The organism is Shewanella sp. HL-SH4, from assembly GCF_051164845.1.
GTDB classification, from domain to species: domain Bacteria; phylum Pseudomonadota; class Gammaproteobacteria; order Enterobacterales; family Shewanellaceae; genus Shewanella; species Shewanella glacialimarina.
In genome coordinates this window covers 1,983,571-2,002,034 of sequence record NZ_CP195037.1, presented here as the reverse complement: position 1 = coordinate 2,002,034, position 18,464 = coordinate 1,983,571, and the positions used below count along the sequence as shown (strand labels likewise).

General features: G+C 41.8%; 16 protein-coding genes. 8 read left to right on the top strand and 8 right to left on the bottom strand.

Annotated features, from left to right (window positions below; genetic code table 11):
• Nucleotides 1-127: 127 nt before the first annotated feature.
• From ACRWQL_RS09775 to ACRWQL_RS09760, 4 genes are all read left to right on the top strand, one after another.
• Nucleotides 128-1,207 carry a hypothetical protein gene (locus tag ACRWQL_RS09775; RefSeq protein ID WP_434953258.1) on the top strand — a complete coding sequence of 360 codons (1,080 nt, stop codon included), beginning with the start codon at nucleotides 128-130 and terminating at the stop codon, nucleotides 1,205-1,207.
• Nucleotides 1,200-2,291, top strand: a complete 1,092-nt coding sequence (locus tag ACRWQL_RS09770) for a glycosyltransferase (RefSeq protein WP_434953257.1) — start codon at nucleotides 1,200-1,202, stop codon at nucleotides 2,289-2,291. Before ACRWQL_RS09775 ends, ACRWQL_RS09770 begins: the two co-directional genes overlap by 8 nt.
• Before the next feature lie 287 nt (nucleotides 2,292-2,578).
• On the top strand, nucleotides 2,579-3,085 hold the full coding sequence (gene coaD / locus ACRWQL_RS09765) for a pantetheine-phosphate adenylyltransferase (protein ID WP_434953256.1): 507 nt from the start codon (nucleotides 2,579-2,581) through the stop codon (nucleotides 3,083-3,085).
• A gap of 4 nt (nucleotides 3,086-3,089) precedes the next feature.
• The gene (locus ACRWQL_RS09760) at nucleotides 3,090-4,598 is read left to right on the top strand and encodes a capsule assembly Wzi family protein (RefSeq protein ID WP_434953255.1); all 1,509 of its coding nucleotides are present in this window, start codon (nucleotides 3,090-3,092) and stop codon (nucleotides 4,596-4,598) included.
• 101 nt (nucleotides 4,599-4,699) lie between these two features.
• Here ACRWQL_RS09760 and mutM read toward each other — a convergent pair whose 3' ends face one another.
• From mutM to ACRWQL_RS09725, 7 genes are all read right to left on the bottom strand, one after another.
• Nucleotides 4,700-5,515 carry a bifunctional DNA-formamidopyrimidine glycosylase/DNA-(apurinic or apyrimidinic site) lyase gene (mutM, locus tag ACRWQL_RS09755; protein WP_434953254.1) on the bottom strand — a complete coding sequence of 272 codons (816 nt, stop codon included), beginning with the start codon at nucleotides 5,513-5,515 and terminating at the stop codon, nucleotides 4,700-4,702.
• A 52-nt stretch (nucleotides 5,516-5,567) separates the two neighbouring features.
• Nucleotides 5,568-6,020: a hypothetical protein gene (locus ACRWQL_RS09750; RefSeq protein WP_434953253.1), complete on the bottom strand. Its 453-nt coding sequence runs from the start codon at nucleotides 6,018-6,020 to the stop codon at nucleotides 5,568-5,570.
• A 358-nt stretch (nucleotides 6,021-6,378) separates the two neighbouring features.
• Nucleotides 6,379-8,196, bottom strand: coding sequence for a bifunctional molybdopterin-guanine dinucleotide biosynthesis adaptor protein MobB/molybdopterin molybdotransferase MoeA (locus tag ACRWQL_RS09745; RefSeq protein ID WP_434953252.1), 1,818 nt, complete (start codon nucleotides 8,194-8,196; stop codon nucleotides 6,379-6,381).
• A 60-nt stretch (nucleotides 8,197-8,256) separates the two neighbouring features.
• Entirely contained in the window at nucleotides 8,257-8,868 is a 612-nt protein-coding gene (mobA, locus tag ACRWQL_RS09740) for a molybdenum cofactor guanylyltransferase MobA (RefSeq protein ID WP_434930749.1), read from the bottom strand.
• Nucleotides 8,852-9,616, bottom strand: a complete 765-nt coding sequence (locus ACRWQL_RS09735) for an ABC transporter ATP-binding protein (RefSeq protein ID WP_434930748.1) — start codon at nucleotides 9,614-9,616, stop codon at nucleotides 8,852-8,854. The genes mobA and ACRWQL_RS09735 overlap by 17 nt, the downstream gene beginning before the upstream one ends.
• Entirely contained in the window at nucleotides 9,616-10,323 is a 708-nt protein-coding gene (locus tag ACRWQL_RS09730) for an ABC transporter permease (RefSeq protein WP_434953251.1), read from the bottom strand. The genes ACRWQL_RS09735 and ACRWQL_RS09730 overlap by 1 nt, the downstream gene beginning before the upstream one ends.
• The gene (locus ACRWQL_RS09725; RefSeq protein ID WP_434953250.1) at nucleotides 10,323-11,153 is read right to left on the bottom strand and encodes a substrate-binding domain-containing protein; all 831 of its coding nucleotides are present in this window, start codon (nucleotides 11,151-11,153) and stop codon (nucleotides 10,323-10,325) included. Before ACRWQL_RS09725 ends, ACRWQL_RS09730 begins: the two co-directional genes overlap by 1 nt.
• 293 nt (nucleotides 11,154-11,446) lie before the next feature.
• Between ACRWQL_RS09725 and ACRWQL_RS09720 the strand changes: the two genes are divergently transcribed.
• Together ACRWQL_RS09720 and ACRWQL_RS09715 are read left to right on the top strand one after the other, a co-directional pair.
• Complete coding sequence (locus ACRWQL_RS09720; protein ID WP_434927786.1) at nucleotides 11,447-12,826, top strand: sigma-54-dependent transcriptional regulator; 1,380 nt, start codon at nucleotides 11,447-11,449, stop codon at nucleotides 12,824-12,826.
• Nucleotides 12,827-12,870: 44 nt separating this feature from the next.
• On the top strand, nucleotides 12,871-14,961 hold the full coding sequence (locus tag ACRWQL_RS09715) for a sensor histidine kinase (RefSeq protein ID WP_434953358.1): 2,091 nt from the start codon (nucleotides 12,871-12,873) through the stop codon (nucleotides 14,959-14,961).
• 395 nt (nucleotides 14,962-15,356) lie between these two features.
• Here the strand turns inward: ACRWQL_RS09715 and ACRWQL_RS09710 are convergent, their stop codons facing one another.
• Nucleotides 15,357-16,019 carry a 7-cyano-7-deazaguanine/7-aminomethyl-7-deazaguanine transporter gene (locus ACRWQL_RS09710; protein WP_434953249.1) on the bottom strand — a complete coding sequence of 221 codons (663 nt, stop codon included), beginning with the start codon at nucleotides 16,017-16,019 and terminating at the stop codon, nucleotides 15,357-15,359.
• A gap of 446 nt (nucleotides 16,020-16,465) precedes the next feature.
• On the opposite strand from ACRWQL_RS09710, the gene murB reads away from it, so the two are divergent.
• Together murB and birA are read left to right on the top strand one after the other, a co-directional pair.
• Nucleotides 16,466-17,488, top strand: coding sequence for a UDP-N-acetylmuramate dehydrogenase (murB, locus tag ACRWQL_RS09705; protein WP_434953357.1), 1,023 nt, complete (start codon nucleotides 16,466-16,468; stop codon nucleotides 17,486-17,488).
• Entirely contained in the window at nucleotides 17,485-18,444 is a 960-nt protein-coding gene (birA, locus tag ACRWQL_RS09700; protein WP_434927788.1) for a bifunctional biotin--[acetyl-CoA-carboxylase] ligase/biotin operon repressor BirA, read from the top strand. Before murB ends, birA begins: the two co-directional genes overlap by 4 nt.
• Nucleotides 18,445-18,464: the final 20 nt, after the last annotated feature.

Genomic DNA, 18,464 nt, shown 5'->3' with positions numbered 1-18,464 from the left:
AAACTGGTATAAATACCCTCCTTGTGGTTTATGCAGCGCATTAATACTGGCGTTATAAATAAGTCTCTAGTTGTAAATATAATGGAAATTAATATTGCTTACGTTATGTAGCAATGGGAAAACTTTAATGGCAAAAGCGCATGTTATCTTGTTTGTTCCAGTGTCTTCAGAAGAAGGAATTGGAGAATATATGCGTTCTAAAATTGTGGCTGATGAAATTGCGGCCCGTTGGCCAGATGCCCAAATTGAGTTTGTCCTGAATAGTCGTGCCCCTTATGCCAACTCTTGCCCTTATGTTACCCATCTAGTCGATGACACTCCGACAAAGCGAGTTAAAGAAGTTAATTTGCTGGTGGATGGTTTAAAGCCTGACTTAGTTATTTTTGATGCTGCAGGGCGAAAAGCACAATTGAAACATGCTCATAAAAGTGGGGCAAAAGTGGTGTTTGTTAGCCAGCATAGGCGTAAACGCGCCCGGGGGATGAAAATTGAGCGTGCACTCGTAACTGATAGTCATTGGGTGGTTCAGCCTGAATTTGTTATTGGTGATATTACCCGCTTTGATAAGTTTAAGCTCAACCTGATTAAGCGCCCTTTTCCTATTTTTACCGGGTCTATTTTTGCTAAACCTGATCCAGTTCGACTACAGGTGCTACAGCAAAATTATGGTATTACCTCTGGGCAATATTTACTTTATAGCTCAGGTTCTGGGGGGCATCGAATTGGTGATCACTTAGCGGCAGATATTTTTGCCGAAACCGCATCCAACTTATTTAAGTTAACAGGTATTTCCAGCTTAATGGTCTTTGGTCCTAACTACCCTAAAGAGTTAGCCGACATGGAAGGTATCATTGTTATTCCTGAGCTTACCAGTCTCGATTTTATTAGCTTACTGAGCGATGCCCAAGCTGCTGTATTGAGTGGTGGTGATACGTTATTACAAGCTATTGCGCTAAATGTACCCACGTTAGCCGTTGCTGTATCTAAAGACCAACCAAGTAGAATTGAACGTTGTACACAACATCAGTTAGCCTTGAGTTGTGATACTAATGTCGTCGACATGACGCGTACTGTGCAATTATTGGTCACACCGCTGAATCGGCAAAAACTGATTAGCACAATGCAATTGAAAAGTGATGCCGAAGGTTTAGATATTTGCATGGCTGAAGTGACTCGTTTATTAGGCGAGGCTCACCAAAATGGCTAAACGTATAGGTCTTGCTATTGATAGTTTAGCTGGTGGGGGCGCAGAAAAAATAGTCCTGACGTTAGCGCGGGAGTTTAAACGACTAGGACATGAGCCGCATTTATTGGTGCTTAGCCCCCATTGTGATTACACACTACCTCAAGATATCCCAGTACATTTTTGTTTTACCAAAGGACAACGTCATATTGATGGGGTGTTTGTACAATATCGCTCAGTTAAACGTACCCAAGAATGGATAGGGAAATTATCAGATGAGTTTGGTCAATTTGATGTGTTTTTCTCTAATTTGGACAGAACAAACTTACTGCTTACTCAGGCAAAGGTGAGCCCACTTTTTTGTGTTATTCACAATGCGATTGAAGAAGAGCTTAGGCGTGAAATGAAACTTGGTCCGTTGGCCTACTTTGGCATGTGGCGGGCAAAGAAAGCATTAGAAGGCCAGCATTTGATCACCGTTTCAAAAGGTATTGAACAAGATATTATTAAGCAAAAACGTATCAAGCCTAAGTCAATCCAGACTATTTATAATCCTTTTGACATTGAAGGTATCCGCCAGAGTGCGAACTTACCCAATGCGCAAATCCCTAAAGGTGATTATATTATTCATGTGGGGCGAGTGGCTAAGCAAAAGCGCCACGATGTGTTGTTTAGCGCCCTTGCAAAAATGGACATAAAACTGCCTCTCGTCTTACTGTGTAACAATCCTAAAAAGGCATTAAAACTTGCTGCCAAGTATGGTGTAGCCGACCGCGTTATTTGTCCTGGCTTTCAAGAAAATCCATTTTCTTGGATTCAACACGCTCGTTTATTAGTGCTCAGTTCCGACTATGAAGGCTTTGGTAATGTCATTATGGAAAGCTTGATATGTGGTACCCCAGTGGTGAGTACAGATTGCCCATTTGGACCCAATGAAATTTTGACTCAAGACTGTGCGCAGTTTTTAGTGCCAAGACGCGATCCGCAGGCGTTAGCCATTAAAATGGAACAAGCCTTGAGCGAATATCCAGTTATAGAAGATACCGAAATATTTAAACACGTTGATATTGAATATAGTGCAACTCAATACCTTAAGCTGATTCCATAAGCATATTTTAATGCATACAATTCTGTATGTTGTTCACTTTAATTGGCTTGTTCAATGTTCATTTAAAATCCAATGAGAGTGATCACTTTTTTCAATAATACACATCAATATATGCGTTAAATAATCGGTCCAGTTAAGGCTGATAAAGCGCGGGGTTTTGGCATGATATCGAATTGTTTCAATAACGACTTACACGTCAATCCTAGATAAATGTATGCTATATTAAGCCGATAAAATGGCAGGTGTTTTTCGATTTTTATATAGCTATTGCCTATAACAGAGGACTTATGCACAGAAGAGCAATTTACCCTGGGACGTTTGATCCTGTTACCAATGGACATGCCGATCTTATCGAGCGAGCTGCGCGCTTGTTTAAACATGTGATTATAGGCATTGCGTCTAATCCTTCTAAACAACCTAGATTTACCCTTGAAGAGCGCGTAGCACAGGTTAATTTGGTGACAGCTCATTTAGATAATGTTGAGGTGGTAGGGTTTACAGGGTTATTAGTTGATTTTGCTAAAGAACAAAAAGCCAGTGTATTGGTTCGGGGTTTGCGTGCTGTGTCTGATTTTGAATATGAATTCCAACTGGCTAACATGAATCGTCGTTTAAGCCCTGATTTAGAATCGGTCTTTTTAACTCCAGCTGAAGAAAATTCATTTATATCATCTACCTTAGTAAAGGAAGTGGCTTTACACGGAGGTGATGTTTCTCAATTTGTTCATCCACAGGTTGCGGTCGCATTGAAACTGAAAATAGCGCAGATGCATGCGCTGCAACAAGGTAAATAGGGTTATGTTAAAAGGATTTAAGCCTTCCGCATTAGTCGCAGCCTTCGGCATAATAGTTATTACCTATAGCCCCCAATCTGAAGCAGCGCCTTGGGTTGATACATCTGATATTTATTTACGGGTTGATATTCAAGCCTTAGCCGATGCAGGTATCATAACTGTGCCAGTGAATACCTATCCGTTAATGTGGTCTGGTATAGGTGTTGATTTATCTAAAGCCGAACCATCACTGATGTCAGCTGATTTAGTCGATGCTTTTTCGCGGGTGAATTTCTATTATCAAAATGCCATAGATAATCGCAACGATGCTAAAATTAAAGCCAATATGGCTAGCGATGCTGCGCGTTTTCAGCATTTTGGTTCAGATTATCGTGAAAAAGGTGATCTCGTCGCGAGTTATGAATATATGGGTGAGCGATTCGCCTATAAGGTGAGCGCATCAGCCCATTATGATCCGCTAGACGATAAAGAGGTGCGTTTAGATGACTCTTATCTTTCGATGGTGTTAGGCAATTGGATTGTCACCGCAGGCACTTTGAGTCAATGGTGGGGGCCGGGGTTTGATTCTGGGTTAATTAAGTCAAATAATGCACGTCCCGCACCATCATTAATGCTTAGTCGTAATAATGCTGCTGCATTTGAAACGCCGTTGTTATCCTGGGTAGGCCCCTGGACATTAACCGCGGGTTTTAGCCGTTTGGAAGAAGAGCGAGCGGTAGCAAATCCACTGCTGTGGAATTTTCGCGGCGCTATTAGGCCACTAAAACAATTAGAGCTGGGTGTCTCGTGGACTACCATGTTTTGCGGTGAAGGTGAAGAGTGTGGTTTTTCGACCTTCTTTGATGCTATCAGTGGTGGTACTGAATGTGCGACCGGTGATGCGACCTGTGACCCAGCATTAAATACAAAAATTGGTAATCAGATGGCGGGCTTTGATGCGCGTTATTCTGATTCTTGGTTTACGGTACCCGTTGGTTTGTATTTAGAGCGTACCTGTGAAGATTCAAGTGGCTCAGCGCCCTGGAGCCTTGCTGACTGCGGCATGATGATGGGTGCGGATACTCGTTTTGCTTTTGATAGCCAGCAATACAAATTGTTTTTTGAATACACCGACACTATGGTGGCGTGTGGGACAGATCAAAGTGTTTTTAATTGTTTTTACGAACATAGCACCTATAAAAGTGGTTCGCGTTATTATGGCAGAGCTTTGGGCAGCACCTATGACAGTGATGCTAAAGTGTATGCTTTAGGCTTAGTGGGCCAGTTTAAAGACAGTCATGGTTTGAGTTCTATTCTACGTTACGCCCAGTTAAATAATGACGGCCAAAACAGTAGTAATGAATGGGCGCCCCAACCACCTAAAGAAGACGTGTTAATGTTAGAAGTGTCTTATCGTATGCCGATGTTGTCGGGAATGGTGACCTTTGGCGGTACAGTCTCTAATTCGAAGTTTGAAGTTGAAGATAATGAAACCGATGGTACGGTATTTGGCAGTTATGAATATCGTTTTTAAAGGCTAAACGGTTTAGTCATAATGCATTCAACAAAAGGGAGCTTCGGCTCCCTTTTTGTATTCTAGTTTATGAGGCTCATGCTTGTTGCAACCGATTTAATTTATCGAGGTTGGCACACTCCACAAAAAACCGTTGTGCGCTGGCCTAATTTTATCTCACTCAATAAATTACCACAGGCTGTGCAGGTTTGACCGCCGCGACCATACACATGTAGTTTTTGGGCAAAGTAACCTGGTTTACCATCGGCATTAGTGAAGTCTTTCAGCGTGGTGCCACCTTGCTTGATCGCGTGAGCTAGAATTAATTTCACCTCATTAACTAAGATGGTCAAGCGTTCAATGTCTATATTGCCAGCCGCTGTTTGTGGGTGAATACCCGCAGCAAATAATGCTTCATTGGCATAAATATTACCGACCCCGACGACAATGTGATTGTCCATCAAACACAGTTTAATGGCCTTTTTCTTACCGGCTAACGCAGTTTGCAGTTGGATAGTATTAAAGGCATCGCTTAGTGGTTCAGGCCCAAGCTTAGATAATAATGGATGGGCATCTTCGGGGAGTTCATACCATAACCAAGCACCAAAGCGGCGAGGGTCGTTATAGCGTAGCATTCGGCCGTTATTGAGGATTAAATCGATATGATCATGTTTTTCAGGCGGTGTATTGCGCGGCAAAATACGTAAACTGCCAGACATGCCCAAATGCACAATCGTGATGCCGGCATCGGTATCAATGAGTAAATATTTGGCGCGGCGACGCACGCTGTTGATTGTTTGGCCGACAATGTTTTGTGCAACATCAGGGACAGGCCAGCGTAATGAGCTATTGCGTACAATCAACTGGTCAACGGTTTGGCCGACAAGGAAAGGACTGACACCCTGGCGGGTGACCTCTACTTCTGGTAATTCTGGCATGGCTTAGCAATCTCTCTTATGGTGGGTCATCTACAATTATTCACTTTGATGCTTAGTGAGATTGTACGTTGACTATGGGCAATAGATCAGCGCGTAAGCTTGGGGGAATTTTATACCAATTGAATCCGGGTGATTGTAATAAACCTTCCTCAGTGAATAACAACCACACTTGGGGCTCGTCAATATTGGCAATGGCAAAGGTAATCTTGATAGGTTCAGAGGTATGTATGGGTTCAACTTGTAATGCAGATATAGCAATGTTTTGCCAAGCTTCAGTCCATTGCAAGCAGTTAAGGACGTCATCAGAGCACTGCCATTGACCGTTAGAGTCAGCAAGCCATTGATTATTGATGTGCAGTTGCTTTAACGGCAAGGTGCTGTCAAACAATGGCATTGCATCAGTTGGTACCTGTTCGGTTTTACTATTAATAAAGCTCAGTACAGCAATCATCATTGCTGTGACCAGGATAATAATGGTATTCCATTTTTTACGTGATAAAGCCATAAGCTCAATAGGATAATGAAACGTTATTTGAGTTTATCATCTATGGTGAGAAATACTAACTATCCTCAATGAGGTAAAGTCAGCTTGATAGAAGTAACCACCTACGGCACTGATAAATCGAAATATCTGCACGCTTTCATTATTGCTTTAGCTATTTTCGAGATACGTGAGCTATTTGTTGTTATGGGCATCTAGCTCACGCGGTAAATAAATCGGTGTCTTCACTCACACAATAGAGGTAACAAAATCACAGCGATCAGTTACAGACAATTGCTAATATCCTGCTTGGCTATCTGAACTATCTGAGCTATCTACAATTTGACTTATCTTTCCCCTATAGATTTTTCTAAAACGTGAGTTAAAGTTGCTGAATAAAAACACGCTCGCCCTTGGCAATATGCTCATCCTTTTCACCAATTACGATTAAGCAGTTGGCGGTAACCATCGAATTCAACATGCCAGAGCCTTGAGCACCGCTTGAGGTAACATGCACTTGTCCGTCTGCGGCAATATGATAAACCCCGCGTAGAAATTCAGTGCGGCCTGTTTTACTGCGCAACAACTCATCGGCAACCGCTGGCATATAACTGGGTTGCCATTGTTGTTCACCTGCCAATTGTTGTTCACCCGCAAGCTTACGTAATGCAGGTTGCACGAATTGTAAAAATGACACCATGACAGCGACAGGATTCCCCGGTAAGCCAAAGAACAAGCTGTTATTGATTTTACCTACCGCCAGAGGGCGACCGGGCCGCATATTGATGCGCCAAAAATTAATTTGACCAATTTTAGCCAGTACGGTTTTAATGTAATCAGCATTTCCTACAGACACACCACCAGAGCTAATCACAATATCTGCTTGCTCGGATGCCTGAAGTAAAGCGGCTGTAAGTGCCTGTTCATTATCTTCAATAATACCTAAGTCGATAATTTTGCAGCCTAACTTTCTGGCCATTGCTTTGATGGTGTAACGGTTAGAGTCGTAAATACAATTTGGTTTAAGGGCGTCACCTGGCTGGCTGACTTCATCGCCTGTGGAAAATACTGCCACTGTTGGTGCTTTAACCACTGATGCTTGATGAACCCCTAAAGAGGCTAATAAACCTATCTCAGCCGCACCTAAACGCTTACCTTTAACTAGGGCTACCTCATTAATAGCAATATCTTCACCGGCTAAGCGCACATGCTGACCTAGCTTAATATGAGTGGTTTCTAACAGCGTTAATTGGTTGTCCTGAGTGTCGCAAAGCTCCCGAGGTTGAATGGTATCGACACCTTGTGGGGTGGGCGCTCCGGTCATAATGCTTACCGCTTCCCCCGGTTTTACAACCTTGTCATAGCCATGGCCAGCCAGTACTTCTGCCACTATGGTGAGTGGCTTGCCAGAAGCAACATCGTGATATGCAAATCCGTAACCGTCCATAGCTGAATTAGTTTGTTGCGGAACGTTAACCGGGGAAATACAATCATTGGCTAAAACACGGTTGTCCAGTTCGTCTAAGTCGACTAACTCGGTTCCAACAATTGGTTTAACCTGGCTAAGAATATGATTAATGCCTTGCGCAACCGAAAGCCCTTGTTGGCCATCACTTGGTGTTTGTGCAGTTAAGAGATCAATCGGCAAAGTGACAGATTTAGCTTGCCAACTTTGTTGATATTGGATGACAAAATCGGCAATTTGAGCAACATTGTTGATATTTAATCGAGTCAATTCTGCTGGCGTTTGTGTGTCATCGCAGCAAGCAATAGCGACAATGTTCTCATCATGGGTATGGATTAAAGGTTTGCCATGTGACGCGCGATGTAATTCAATTTTAGGCAAGGCCAGCTTTTTAAAACCTTCGACTAAGACTATATCAACTTTATCTACTTCAATTTGTTTCAGCAGGTGAGCTAAGCTCGGGTCTGTCTCTAATGCATCCTCTGTCATTAACGCCCAGCGAACATGGGATGCTACAAGCACTTGCTTCGCGCCTGCTTTGCGCATTTCGTAACTGTCTTTGCCGGGAATGTCGACATCAAAATCATGATGGGCATGTTTGATCACCGCTAAACGAAGTCCACGACGATTCAATTCAGGAATAAGCTGTTTCAATAGTGTGGTTTTGCCGGTGCCACTGTATGCACAAAAACCAAGAACAGGGATAGACAGTGGATTATTAAAAACGGAAGACATAATGACCTCTAATTGAAAGACTGTGCTGGTTTTTATAGATAACTTGGCTGGTTACTCGACCTATCGTCCAGCAAGTTGCTCAGCAAGCTGTTGTTTTTGTTCAGGGGTATTCACATTGATAAAGGCGTTAGGTTGATCAGCAAAGCTGGTCACTTCATAGTGATGCTTGGCGTACCAAAAATCGATTTTACGTTCACCTGCATCTAGAAATGTTTTCATTGAATCACGTAAACCCGGCTTAAGTAATAACACCACAGGTTGTTCACGTATGCCATCGCTAGCCACAACAAGCTCAGCGCCTGTTTGCTGCATAGTTGCTAGCATTCTACTGGTTAAATCCTGTGGTAATAATGGGCAATCACAGGGCACTACTAATAATAAGTCTGCTTCAGTATTGCCCATCGCGGTGATCATGCCTGCTAAAGGGCCTAAATAGCCGGAGTCAATATCACTCATCACAGGGTAGCCGAACTCGCTATAACGCTGTTGATTACGATTGGCGTTGATCATAATGCGCTGTACTTGTGGTGCTAATCGAATAATCGTATGGCTAATCATCGGCTGGCTGTTTAACTCGACTAAGCCTTTATCTTCTCCGCCCATACGCCTAGCCATACCGCCGGCAAGAATAACGGCATCAATAGTCGGTTGGTGTTTACTTGGCAATGACATAGTGTGATTCCATAACAGAGTAATCTTGTTGAGTATCTAAATTAGGCACATATTGGCTTGTGTGTATAACATGTTGCTTAATATGCCAATGTTGTTGACATAACGCGGTCAAGCCACAGGTTTGATGGCTACTAATCAGTAAGCCAGTACCTTCTGATTTAAGCTGGTTTATCATGGCAAGCACAAGGCGTTGAGAGTGTTTGTCCATGTTTGAAATGGGCTCATCTAGCATGAGCAATTTAGGCTGACAGATCCAGGCCCTAGCAATCGCTAAACGCTGACGCTCACCGCCTGATAACTCACTGGCGCAATGGTGCACCAAGTCGGTAAGTTGAGCCATTTTTATTGCCTGAACTAAGCGTTGCCGTATTGCTTGTGAGCGAGCTTGTCTTACCGTTAATCCGTAGGTTAAATTGTATTCAACACTGCCATCGAATAAATAAGGGTGTTGATGTAAATACACCGCTTTACCTAGCAAAGACTCTGCTTGCCACCAAGCGGGTTGGCTAAAGCCTTGGCTGTTAATATGCCCTTGTGAAGGAGATATTAACCCCGCCAAAATCTTCATTAGAGTTGATTTTCCTGAACCATTATCACCCTGTAGATAAATGACATCCCCCTGGGTAAAGTTCAATTCGTTGACGGAAAATAGTACTTTTTGATCAAACTGCATCACCACATTAGTGGCATTGATTGTCGCCTTTGTTGTGGAGCGAATCGCTATGGTTGAAGACGATTGTCGAGTCATTAATGACTCCTTGGCAGGGCTTTACCCCGTAATGAGCCCAGAGAGAAATTCAGTACTAATGCCAGAATGAGTAACACTAATCCAAGTGCAATAGCCTGAGCAAAGTCGCCCTTGCTGGTTTCTAACGCAATGGCTGTAGGAATATTGCGGGTGACATTCATAATATTGCCACCGACCATCATAGAGCATCCTACTTCAGTTAAAATTCGACTAAATGCGGCTATAACAGCAAGCAATAATGCCGCTCGTAATTCTCGACACACAGTCCAAATAGCATGTAACCAGTTCGCACCTAATGTGCGTGATGTTTCCCACGCGCGGCGGTCGACGCTGGTAAATGCAGCTTGCGATAAGGCCACTAGCACTGGGGCGCAAATTAACATCTGACCAAAAATCATTCCATTTTGGCTAAACAACCATTTTAAATCACCCATAACACCGTTGCGGGTGAGTAATAAATACACTAATAATCCAATAACAACCGTCGGAATTGATTGTAAAGTTTGCACTAGATTAGTGACAATCCAACGGCCAGGAAAGTGAGTAAAAGCAAGTAAAAAGCCTAGCATGATGGATGGGAACAGGGTGATCAGTAGCGCAGCGAACGAGACGGAAAAAGACACATAAATGATTGACCACACATCGGGGTCAAAAGAGATCAGCAAGCCGAACGCTTGCTGCAAAAGGGCTAACCAGCCTTCACTCATTATTGATAAGTTGCCTTAAACAATTGCTCTCCTTGCACGGTGAACTCATTAATCATTTTTTGTGTAGCAGGGCTGATTAACCAGTCACTTAATGCTTGTGCACCTTGATGATTCAGCTCAGGGTATTTTGTCGGATTAATCAGCATAACTTGATAAGGGTTGGCTAATTCAGCGCCGCCTTCAAAGCTAATAGTTAAGTCCAACTTTGCTTTGTAAGCTACAAATGTACCACGGTCTGTTAGCGTATAAGCTTGTAACTCATGCGCCATTAATAGGGTTTTACCCATACCTTGACCAACCGAAGTATAGCCTTCAAAATCAGGCTTGACGTTAGTTTGTTGCCAAATCTCCAACTCTTTCATATGTGTGCCAGAGTTATCGCCACGGGAGATAAACGTGCTTGGTTTGGTGGCGATACGCTCAAATGCTTGGATAACGCTTTTAGCATTGTGCACACCAGCAGGGTCATTTTTAGGTCCTAAGACCACAAAATCGTTTTCCATAATGCCGCGAGGTTGAATGCCATAGCCGTCAGCGACAAATTTTGCTTCAGCAGCAGGAGCATGAGTCATCACTATATCTACATCACCTTGGCTGGCGAGTTTAATTGCCTGACCAGTGCCTGTGGCGATTACCTGTACCGAGTAACCTGATTGTTTTTCAAACCTAGGTAATAATGCGCTTAATAAACCAGAGTTTTCAGTACTGGTGGTCGTTGCTAATTTTATTACGCTGTGATTTTTATGCTCATGTGCTTGTAATAATGGACTAAAAACTAAGCTGCCCAACACGCTAAATGATGCCGTAATACAGGCGATTTTCTTTAACATTAAATTATCCTTTTAAACGACGATGGAATTGCATAATCCATTACTGGAGGTGTAAGTCTCGGTTTAGTAACCGTTAATACTGTCCGCTGTTAAGCAAGTTAAATGCCAATTACATAATGTGCAAATTCAGTTCACGGCAAAACCTTAATTTGTGAACCAGATCCCACGGTGGTTAAAAACACCTAAGACAAATTGTCCCAAGGTCACTTTTTGGTGGTTCATCCTGACCCAGTTTCTATCATTGAGTGCTAAAGTAACGCCAAGTTGAGCCAAAATGTCCAATCGGAGTAATTATGAGCATCGCTGTAAGCGCTAACACCAGTATGTCGGTTCTAATCGTTGACGATGAGCCTGGAATGCGCAGCTTCTTAACTAAAGCCATGTTGAAAAAATTTGCTTTAGTCGAAACCGCATCAAGTATTGCACAGGCCGAGCAACTCCGCAGCCAAGGTCATTTTGATTTGTTAATCGTCGATATTCGGTTACCCGATCGTTCAGGCATCGAATGGCATGAGGCATTAGATGATACAGACCGTCAGTCCGATATTATTTTTATGACGGGTTATGCTGACATGGATGTGGCGATTAGAGCATTACGAGCGGGCGCATCAGACTTCATCATGAAGCCGTTTCACCTAGAACAAATGATGACAGCTGTTGATCGTTGTATTGAAAAGCGTTTACTAAAGCGTGAAAATTTTATGCTAAAACGTGAGCTATCCCATGGTCAGTCTTCTACCATCATTGGCAGCAGTGACGCGATTAATGAAGTTAAGCAAGTGATAGAACGTGTTGCTCAAACCAATGCGGTTGTTTTAATTGAAGGCGAGTCAGGTACAGGTAAAGAGCTTGTCGCGCGCCAGCTACATCAGTTGAGTGGACGAGCAGGCCCATTTGTACCGGTGAATTGTGGCGCTATTGCACCAGATCTATTGGCCAGTGAGTTATTTGGTCATATAGCAGGATCATTTACCGGAGCAAAAAGCTCTCGGGAAGGATTATTTAGTTTTGCTTCCGGTGGGACTATTTTTTTAGATGAGATCGGCGAAATGCCGATGAATATGCAAACGGCACTATTAAGAGTGTTAGAACAACGTGCAATTCGCCCAGTGGGTAGTGAGAAAGAAGTGGCAATTGATGTGCGTGTTGTGGCGGCCACTAACCGGTTATTAATTGAAGAAGTCGACCAAGGCCATTTTCGTCGAGATTTGTATTACCGTTTAAATGTACTGAATATTTTAATTCCTCCTTTACGTGCTCGTCCAGAAGATGTGGTGGAATTAACCCATCATTTTACGGTACAGATATCACAGGACTTGGGCATTAAACCGGTTCTATGGAGCCATGAAGATTTACAAGTCTTAAAGCAGCATGAATGGCCAGGTAATATCCGTGAGCTTAAGAATATGATTGAGCGATGTATTTTATTAGGTAAGCCCCCTGCAGAGTATTGGAAAAAAACTGAACAAGCAGAAACAGTAGATAATTACGGCTACCCCCTAAGTTGGACATTAAAAGATGTTGAAAAACAGCATGTAACACAGGTGGTTGACTCCCATGATGGCAATAAATCCGCAGCGGCGAGAGATTTAGGCGTATCGCGAAAAACCTTAGACAGAAAGTACAAAGATTGGTTTGGGCAAGATAGTTGCGAGGATCAAAAGGAAGCTTAATCGTGTCACTTTTTAAACAAATATTCGGTATCAGTTGGCAACAAATGCAGGCTAAGGTGCGTTATCGGCTATTAATTCTGACACTATTGCCGATCTTAATGACATTAATCAGCCTAGTATTTATCACTATTTACTGGAATATTAGTTATACCAGTCAGCAATTGTTTATGAAGGTTAAAGCTGATTTATCGGTTGCTGAAAACACACTACAACAGGTTCAAATCCGTCAAGAGCAACAGCTTGTTCATCTGGCAAATTCATGGGCCTTTCAAACTGCGTTTAGTCAACTCCAACAAGATAAAAATAATCCACACGCGCAGCAGACGATCGCAGAGGTATTAACGCAAACTCAGCGGCAATTTAACTTAGATTTTTTAAGGTTAATCAGTGTAGAAGAAGTTAAAACAGATCCAGATTTAACAGCATTGTTGCGTAACAAACCTGACTCGCCATCTTCAGGTGTCATGGTGCTTCCCTCTGAGCGTTTAAAGCAAATAAACCCACAATTGGCACAATATGCCACAATTAATCTTAAAACCACTCAAAGAGCGATAGCGCCAAGCAAGCAGCAGGAACATCGCGGCTTAGTGAGTCGAAGTGTACTACCAATAATAATGAATTCAGGCTCTTCAATGCAGTGGTATCTTGATGGGGGGAATATATTCAATAAAGATACCGTGATAGTTGATTACATTCGCAATCTTGTTTATGACAAAGGGACTTTACCTGCACATTCAATTGGTACTGTGACGATTTTTTTAGACAATGTCAGAGTCAGTACTAACGTGCCAATGAATGCCTCGTCGTCACTATATTCTGAACAAAATCGCGCGCTAGGCACCTTAGTGTCAGAAGAGGTGAAGCAAAAAGTACTAGTGGATGGGCAAACTTGGGTTGATAGGGCATTTGTGTTTAATGACTGGTACATTTCCGCCTACGCCCCTTTGCTTGATATCTATGGTAAACGAGTGGGTATGGTATACACCGGTTTTTCTGAAGGACCTTTCATTCATAATTATCTACTTAATATTATTGAGTTAGGCAGTATTTTAATGCTGGTATTATTTGGCTCAGGCTTATTGGTTTATCGTGGCGCCTACAGTTTATTAAAACCCATAGAACGCATTCATCAGGTGGTTAAAGCGGTACAATCAGGCCGTAATGTTCGTATCGGTGAGCTCGGTTTAGATCGTGAGAATGAACTGGCTCATTTAGCTGAACAGTTCGATAGTATGCTGGACTTATTGCAAAGTCGAAATTTACAGATTCAAGCTGCAGCAGAGCAACTCGAATTAAAAGTGGAGCAGCGCACCAAAAGCTTGCAAGACAAAACGGAAGAGTTACAACGTAATGTCGAATTACTGAATGAAACTCGCCAGCAATTGGTCACCAATGAAAAACTAACCGCATTAGGTGAGTTAACGGCGGGTATTGCCCATGAAATTAATAATCCTACCGCTGTAATTCTAGGTAATATGGAATTATTAAAGTATGAATTGGGTGATCAAGCTGAACAAGTATCAGAAGAAATTGATCTCGTGATCCAGCAAGTGGGACGTATAAGCACTATTATTCGTAGCTTATTGCAGTACAGTCGCCCAGGTGAATTTAATGCCCCCATCGAAATGCATCAGATGACCCCGATTGTTGAAGAAGTTTTAGTCTTGGTGCGTCACTCAATACAAAAGCAAGAGGTTGTACTAGTTAAAGCGCTTAATGCAAGTTGTCCCGTTGAGGTTAATCGACCGCAGTTGCAACAAGTGCTAATTAACCTAGTTGTTAATGCCGCCCATGCTATTGAAGCTAGAAATGATACAGGTAAGGGCAAAATTTGGATCCGAACCCAAGACTGGCTTCAAGGTGATGAACCTATAGGAGTGAAAATCGAAATAGAAGATGAGGGTATAGGCATAAATCCAGAACAACTAAGTCGTATATTTGACCCATTTTATACTACCCGTAAAGACGGCACAGGTTTAGGGTTATCATTAAGCTACGGTATTATAAAACGTCTAGGTGGCACTATTGAAGTGAAGTCTACCGAAGGCAAGGGCACGGTATTTATTATTGGTCTTTATCATAGAGCTAAAGATGAATATACCAATAACCCTTACGAGGGGCTGCAGTTTAACTAAGCGATGAGATTGATGTGAAACACTGGTGGCTAAATTAAATGAAGTTTGATGATTAACAGCATGGGGATAGAATTGAGCGGTTTATCATAAACTCACGTAGCCGTATAAATATGTCGGTTAATAAATTTTAAGCAAAAAAAAGCCGGATGATTAATCCGGCCACAAAGAGTGTGAGCAATGTCGTGCTTGCGAACTCAGCGTAACAATAAAGGTGATGAATCTTTAAAATCGTAACTGAGCTTTGGAACGCAAATGAATAATAATCATTCTCATTATCGTTTGCAGGTTAAATAAACTCTTTTTTTATTCTTTACACTTCATTTACCAACTTTAAGACAATAAAAAAGCGCGATAGCCGAAACCATCACGCTTATTATGCTAATAGAATAATAAGGTTATAAAATGCGTCTTGAATGTTGATGCGTACTTAATAACTTATCTTGTAATACGCGCAATAACACCCCGTAAGCGGGTAAAAATAATCCCAAACTGACAATCAATTTAAAACCATAATCTATGGTCGCTATTTCTGGCCAGTGTTGCGCCATAAAAGTATCGGTAGAGGCATAAAATGCCACACTGAAAAAGACTAAAGTGTCGACTAAGTTACCAATTAAGGTTGACGCAGCAGGGGCTATCCACCATGCACGGGCTTTTCTTAATTGCGCAAATACCGTTATATCCATTAATTGGCCAATAAGATAAGCAATGAAGCTTGCAAAGGCGATGCGGAATACAAAAGTATTGGCTTCGAGTAAGGCGTCAAATTGTTGAAATTGGCCTTGATGAAATAGTACGCCAATTAGATATGACACAATTAAAGCAGGAAACATGGCTTTAAAAATGATTTGTCTAGCGGCTTGCTGACCAAATATGCGCACGGTTAAATCCGTGGCTAAGTACACAAAAGGAAAGCTAAATGCTCCCCAAGTGGTGTGATAGCCGAATACTTGAAACGGTAACTGAACCAAGTAATTACTGGCACAAATTATCAATATATGAAAGCTGACTAAAAATAGCAGCGCACGGCGCGTCTGCGTCGGGGTAAGTGTTAACATCTTGTGGCCTTTTTATTGAGATTAGGCGGGGTGAGGGAACCCGCAATTTTATTGGTTCTGGGTATGCTAGCACCCACAACGTGTACAGAGATTTATTATGATTATATCTTGTGCGGTCATCACCAGTAATAGGTCGCTGCCGACAAGGGGGCAGGATAATACCACTCTAGCAATAAATAGCCCAGCTTAAGCGATAAAGTTGATTGTTTAGCTCTCATATTTCTGAGTGGAATAAGAATAAAGTAACAACAATACATGCACTTAAAAATTATTTAACGACTCTCAAAAAAACTATTAAGTGAGTTGTATGGTAATGTCTATGTCAGTTTTTACGTTTGTAATTAATAAAATCAACAACAAAGCGTTTGTTTGTTGTACTTAAATATTTTGGTTTCTTTGATTCGCTTGATACCTGTTACAATAAATCATCTTGTATTTACCATGTTATCTATATGTCAGTATCTCTGCTTAAACACAATACCCTGGGACTAGAACAGTCTTGTGATGAACTATTTGTCGTAGATTCTAAAGCGTCTCTTATCGAGAATTGCCTATCCTTATATCACTCAGATAAAGCGTTAATGATACTCGGTGGTGGCAGTAATGTTGTCTTCACTGAAGATTTTGCAGGATCTGTGGTTAAAATTGCGACTAAAGGGATTGCTGTAGAACAAGAAGGGAATGAGGTACTGCTTACTGTTGAAGCTGGTGAGAGTTGGCATGAGCTGGTGGCGTATTGCGTGGAACATAATTTCTACGGTATTGAAAACTTAGCGTTAATACCCGGCACTGTTGGTGCTGCACCGATCCAAAATATCGGTGCTTACGGGGTGGAATTTAGTCAGGTTTGCCATTCTGTCGAGTTCCTCGATCTTGATTCATCACAACTGTATGAAATTATGGCTGCAGATTGCCAATTTGATTATAGAGAGTCAATTTTTAAGCAACAACTTAAACACAAAGCTGTCATTACAGCTGTCAAAATTAAGTTAACTAAAGTTTGGGTGCCGCAGCTGGACTACGCTCCATTAAACACACTTGATTCTACGACTGTCAGTGCGAAACAGGTTTTTGAACTAGTTTGCCAAATAAGACAGTCAAAATTACCAGACCCTGCGGTATTAGGAAATGTTGGCAGCTTTTTTAAAAACCCAATTATTAACACTGATAAATTTGAAACTTTAAAAGAAAAATTTCCACAAATAATCGGCTACAGCTTAGAAAATAGTCTAGTAAAACTAGCCGCAGGCTGGTTAATCGAAAATGCTGGGCTTAAAGGGTTTTCTATCGGCGGTGCATCGGTTCATCAACTGCAGGCACTAGTTTTAGTGAACTCTGCTAATGCAACCGGCAATGATATCTGTCAACTCGCGTTACATGTTATTGATGTTATTGAGCAGCGATTTGAAGTATCTCTAGAAACTGAACCTAGGATGATGGCGCAATTTGGAGAGGTCGTTTTATCATGAATGAACATTGGTCGCGTAAACGTTCAATACTGTCCTTGCTGAGCGCAGAACATTTTACTTCTGGCGAGAAAATAGCAAGTCAAATTAGCTTAACCAGAATGGCGGTTAATCAGCATATTGACTCATTATCAGAATATGGTGTTGAGATTTTTAGTGTGAAGGGCAAAGGGTATAAGCTCGCCAACCCAATAGCATTAGTTGATGAAAATAGATTGATTAACCAGATAGATAACAGATGTTTTTATTTTGATGAAATAAATAGCACTAATAGTTTTCTGTTAAGCCACCATGAAGACCTTAAGTCTGGTGATATTTGTGTTGCTGAATATCAATCAGCCGGCCGCGGCAGGCGTGGTAGGCAGTGGCAGTCTCCCTATGGTAACCATCTTTATGCATCCCTATTTTGGCGTTTTGACAGTGATGTAACCAAAGCTATGGGGTTAAGTCTGGTTATAGCGTGCTCAATCGTCAAAGCGTTAACTGATATGGGTGTGACTGGGCTAGGGCTTAAATGGCCTAATGATATTTATTTAGAGGGTAAAAAGCTGGCTGGAATTTTAATTGAAGTGGCGCAAACCAATGCACAACAAACTGAGCTGGTAATCGGCTTTGGGATTAACATGAGTATGTCGGCTGTACAGGGCGAACTTATTGATCAGCCTTGGAGCGATTTAACTAGCCAAAATCAATTGCCCGATAAAACCTTGTTATTGGCAAAGCTACATCAGCACTTAAAAAGTGATATTCAACTGTTTGATAAGCAGGGTTTGGTTCCATTTATTGATTTTTGGCAGCAATACGACTTATTTACTGACAAGCCTATCAAGTTGCTGATGGCGCCTAATGAAGTTGAAGGTGTTTACAAGGGAATAGATCAACAAGGAGGGATTATAATTGATACTAATGAAGGGCTAAAAACCTTTATTGGCGGTGAAATAAGTTTACGACGCGCCTAACTTAGCGCGTGTGAACTTAA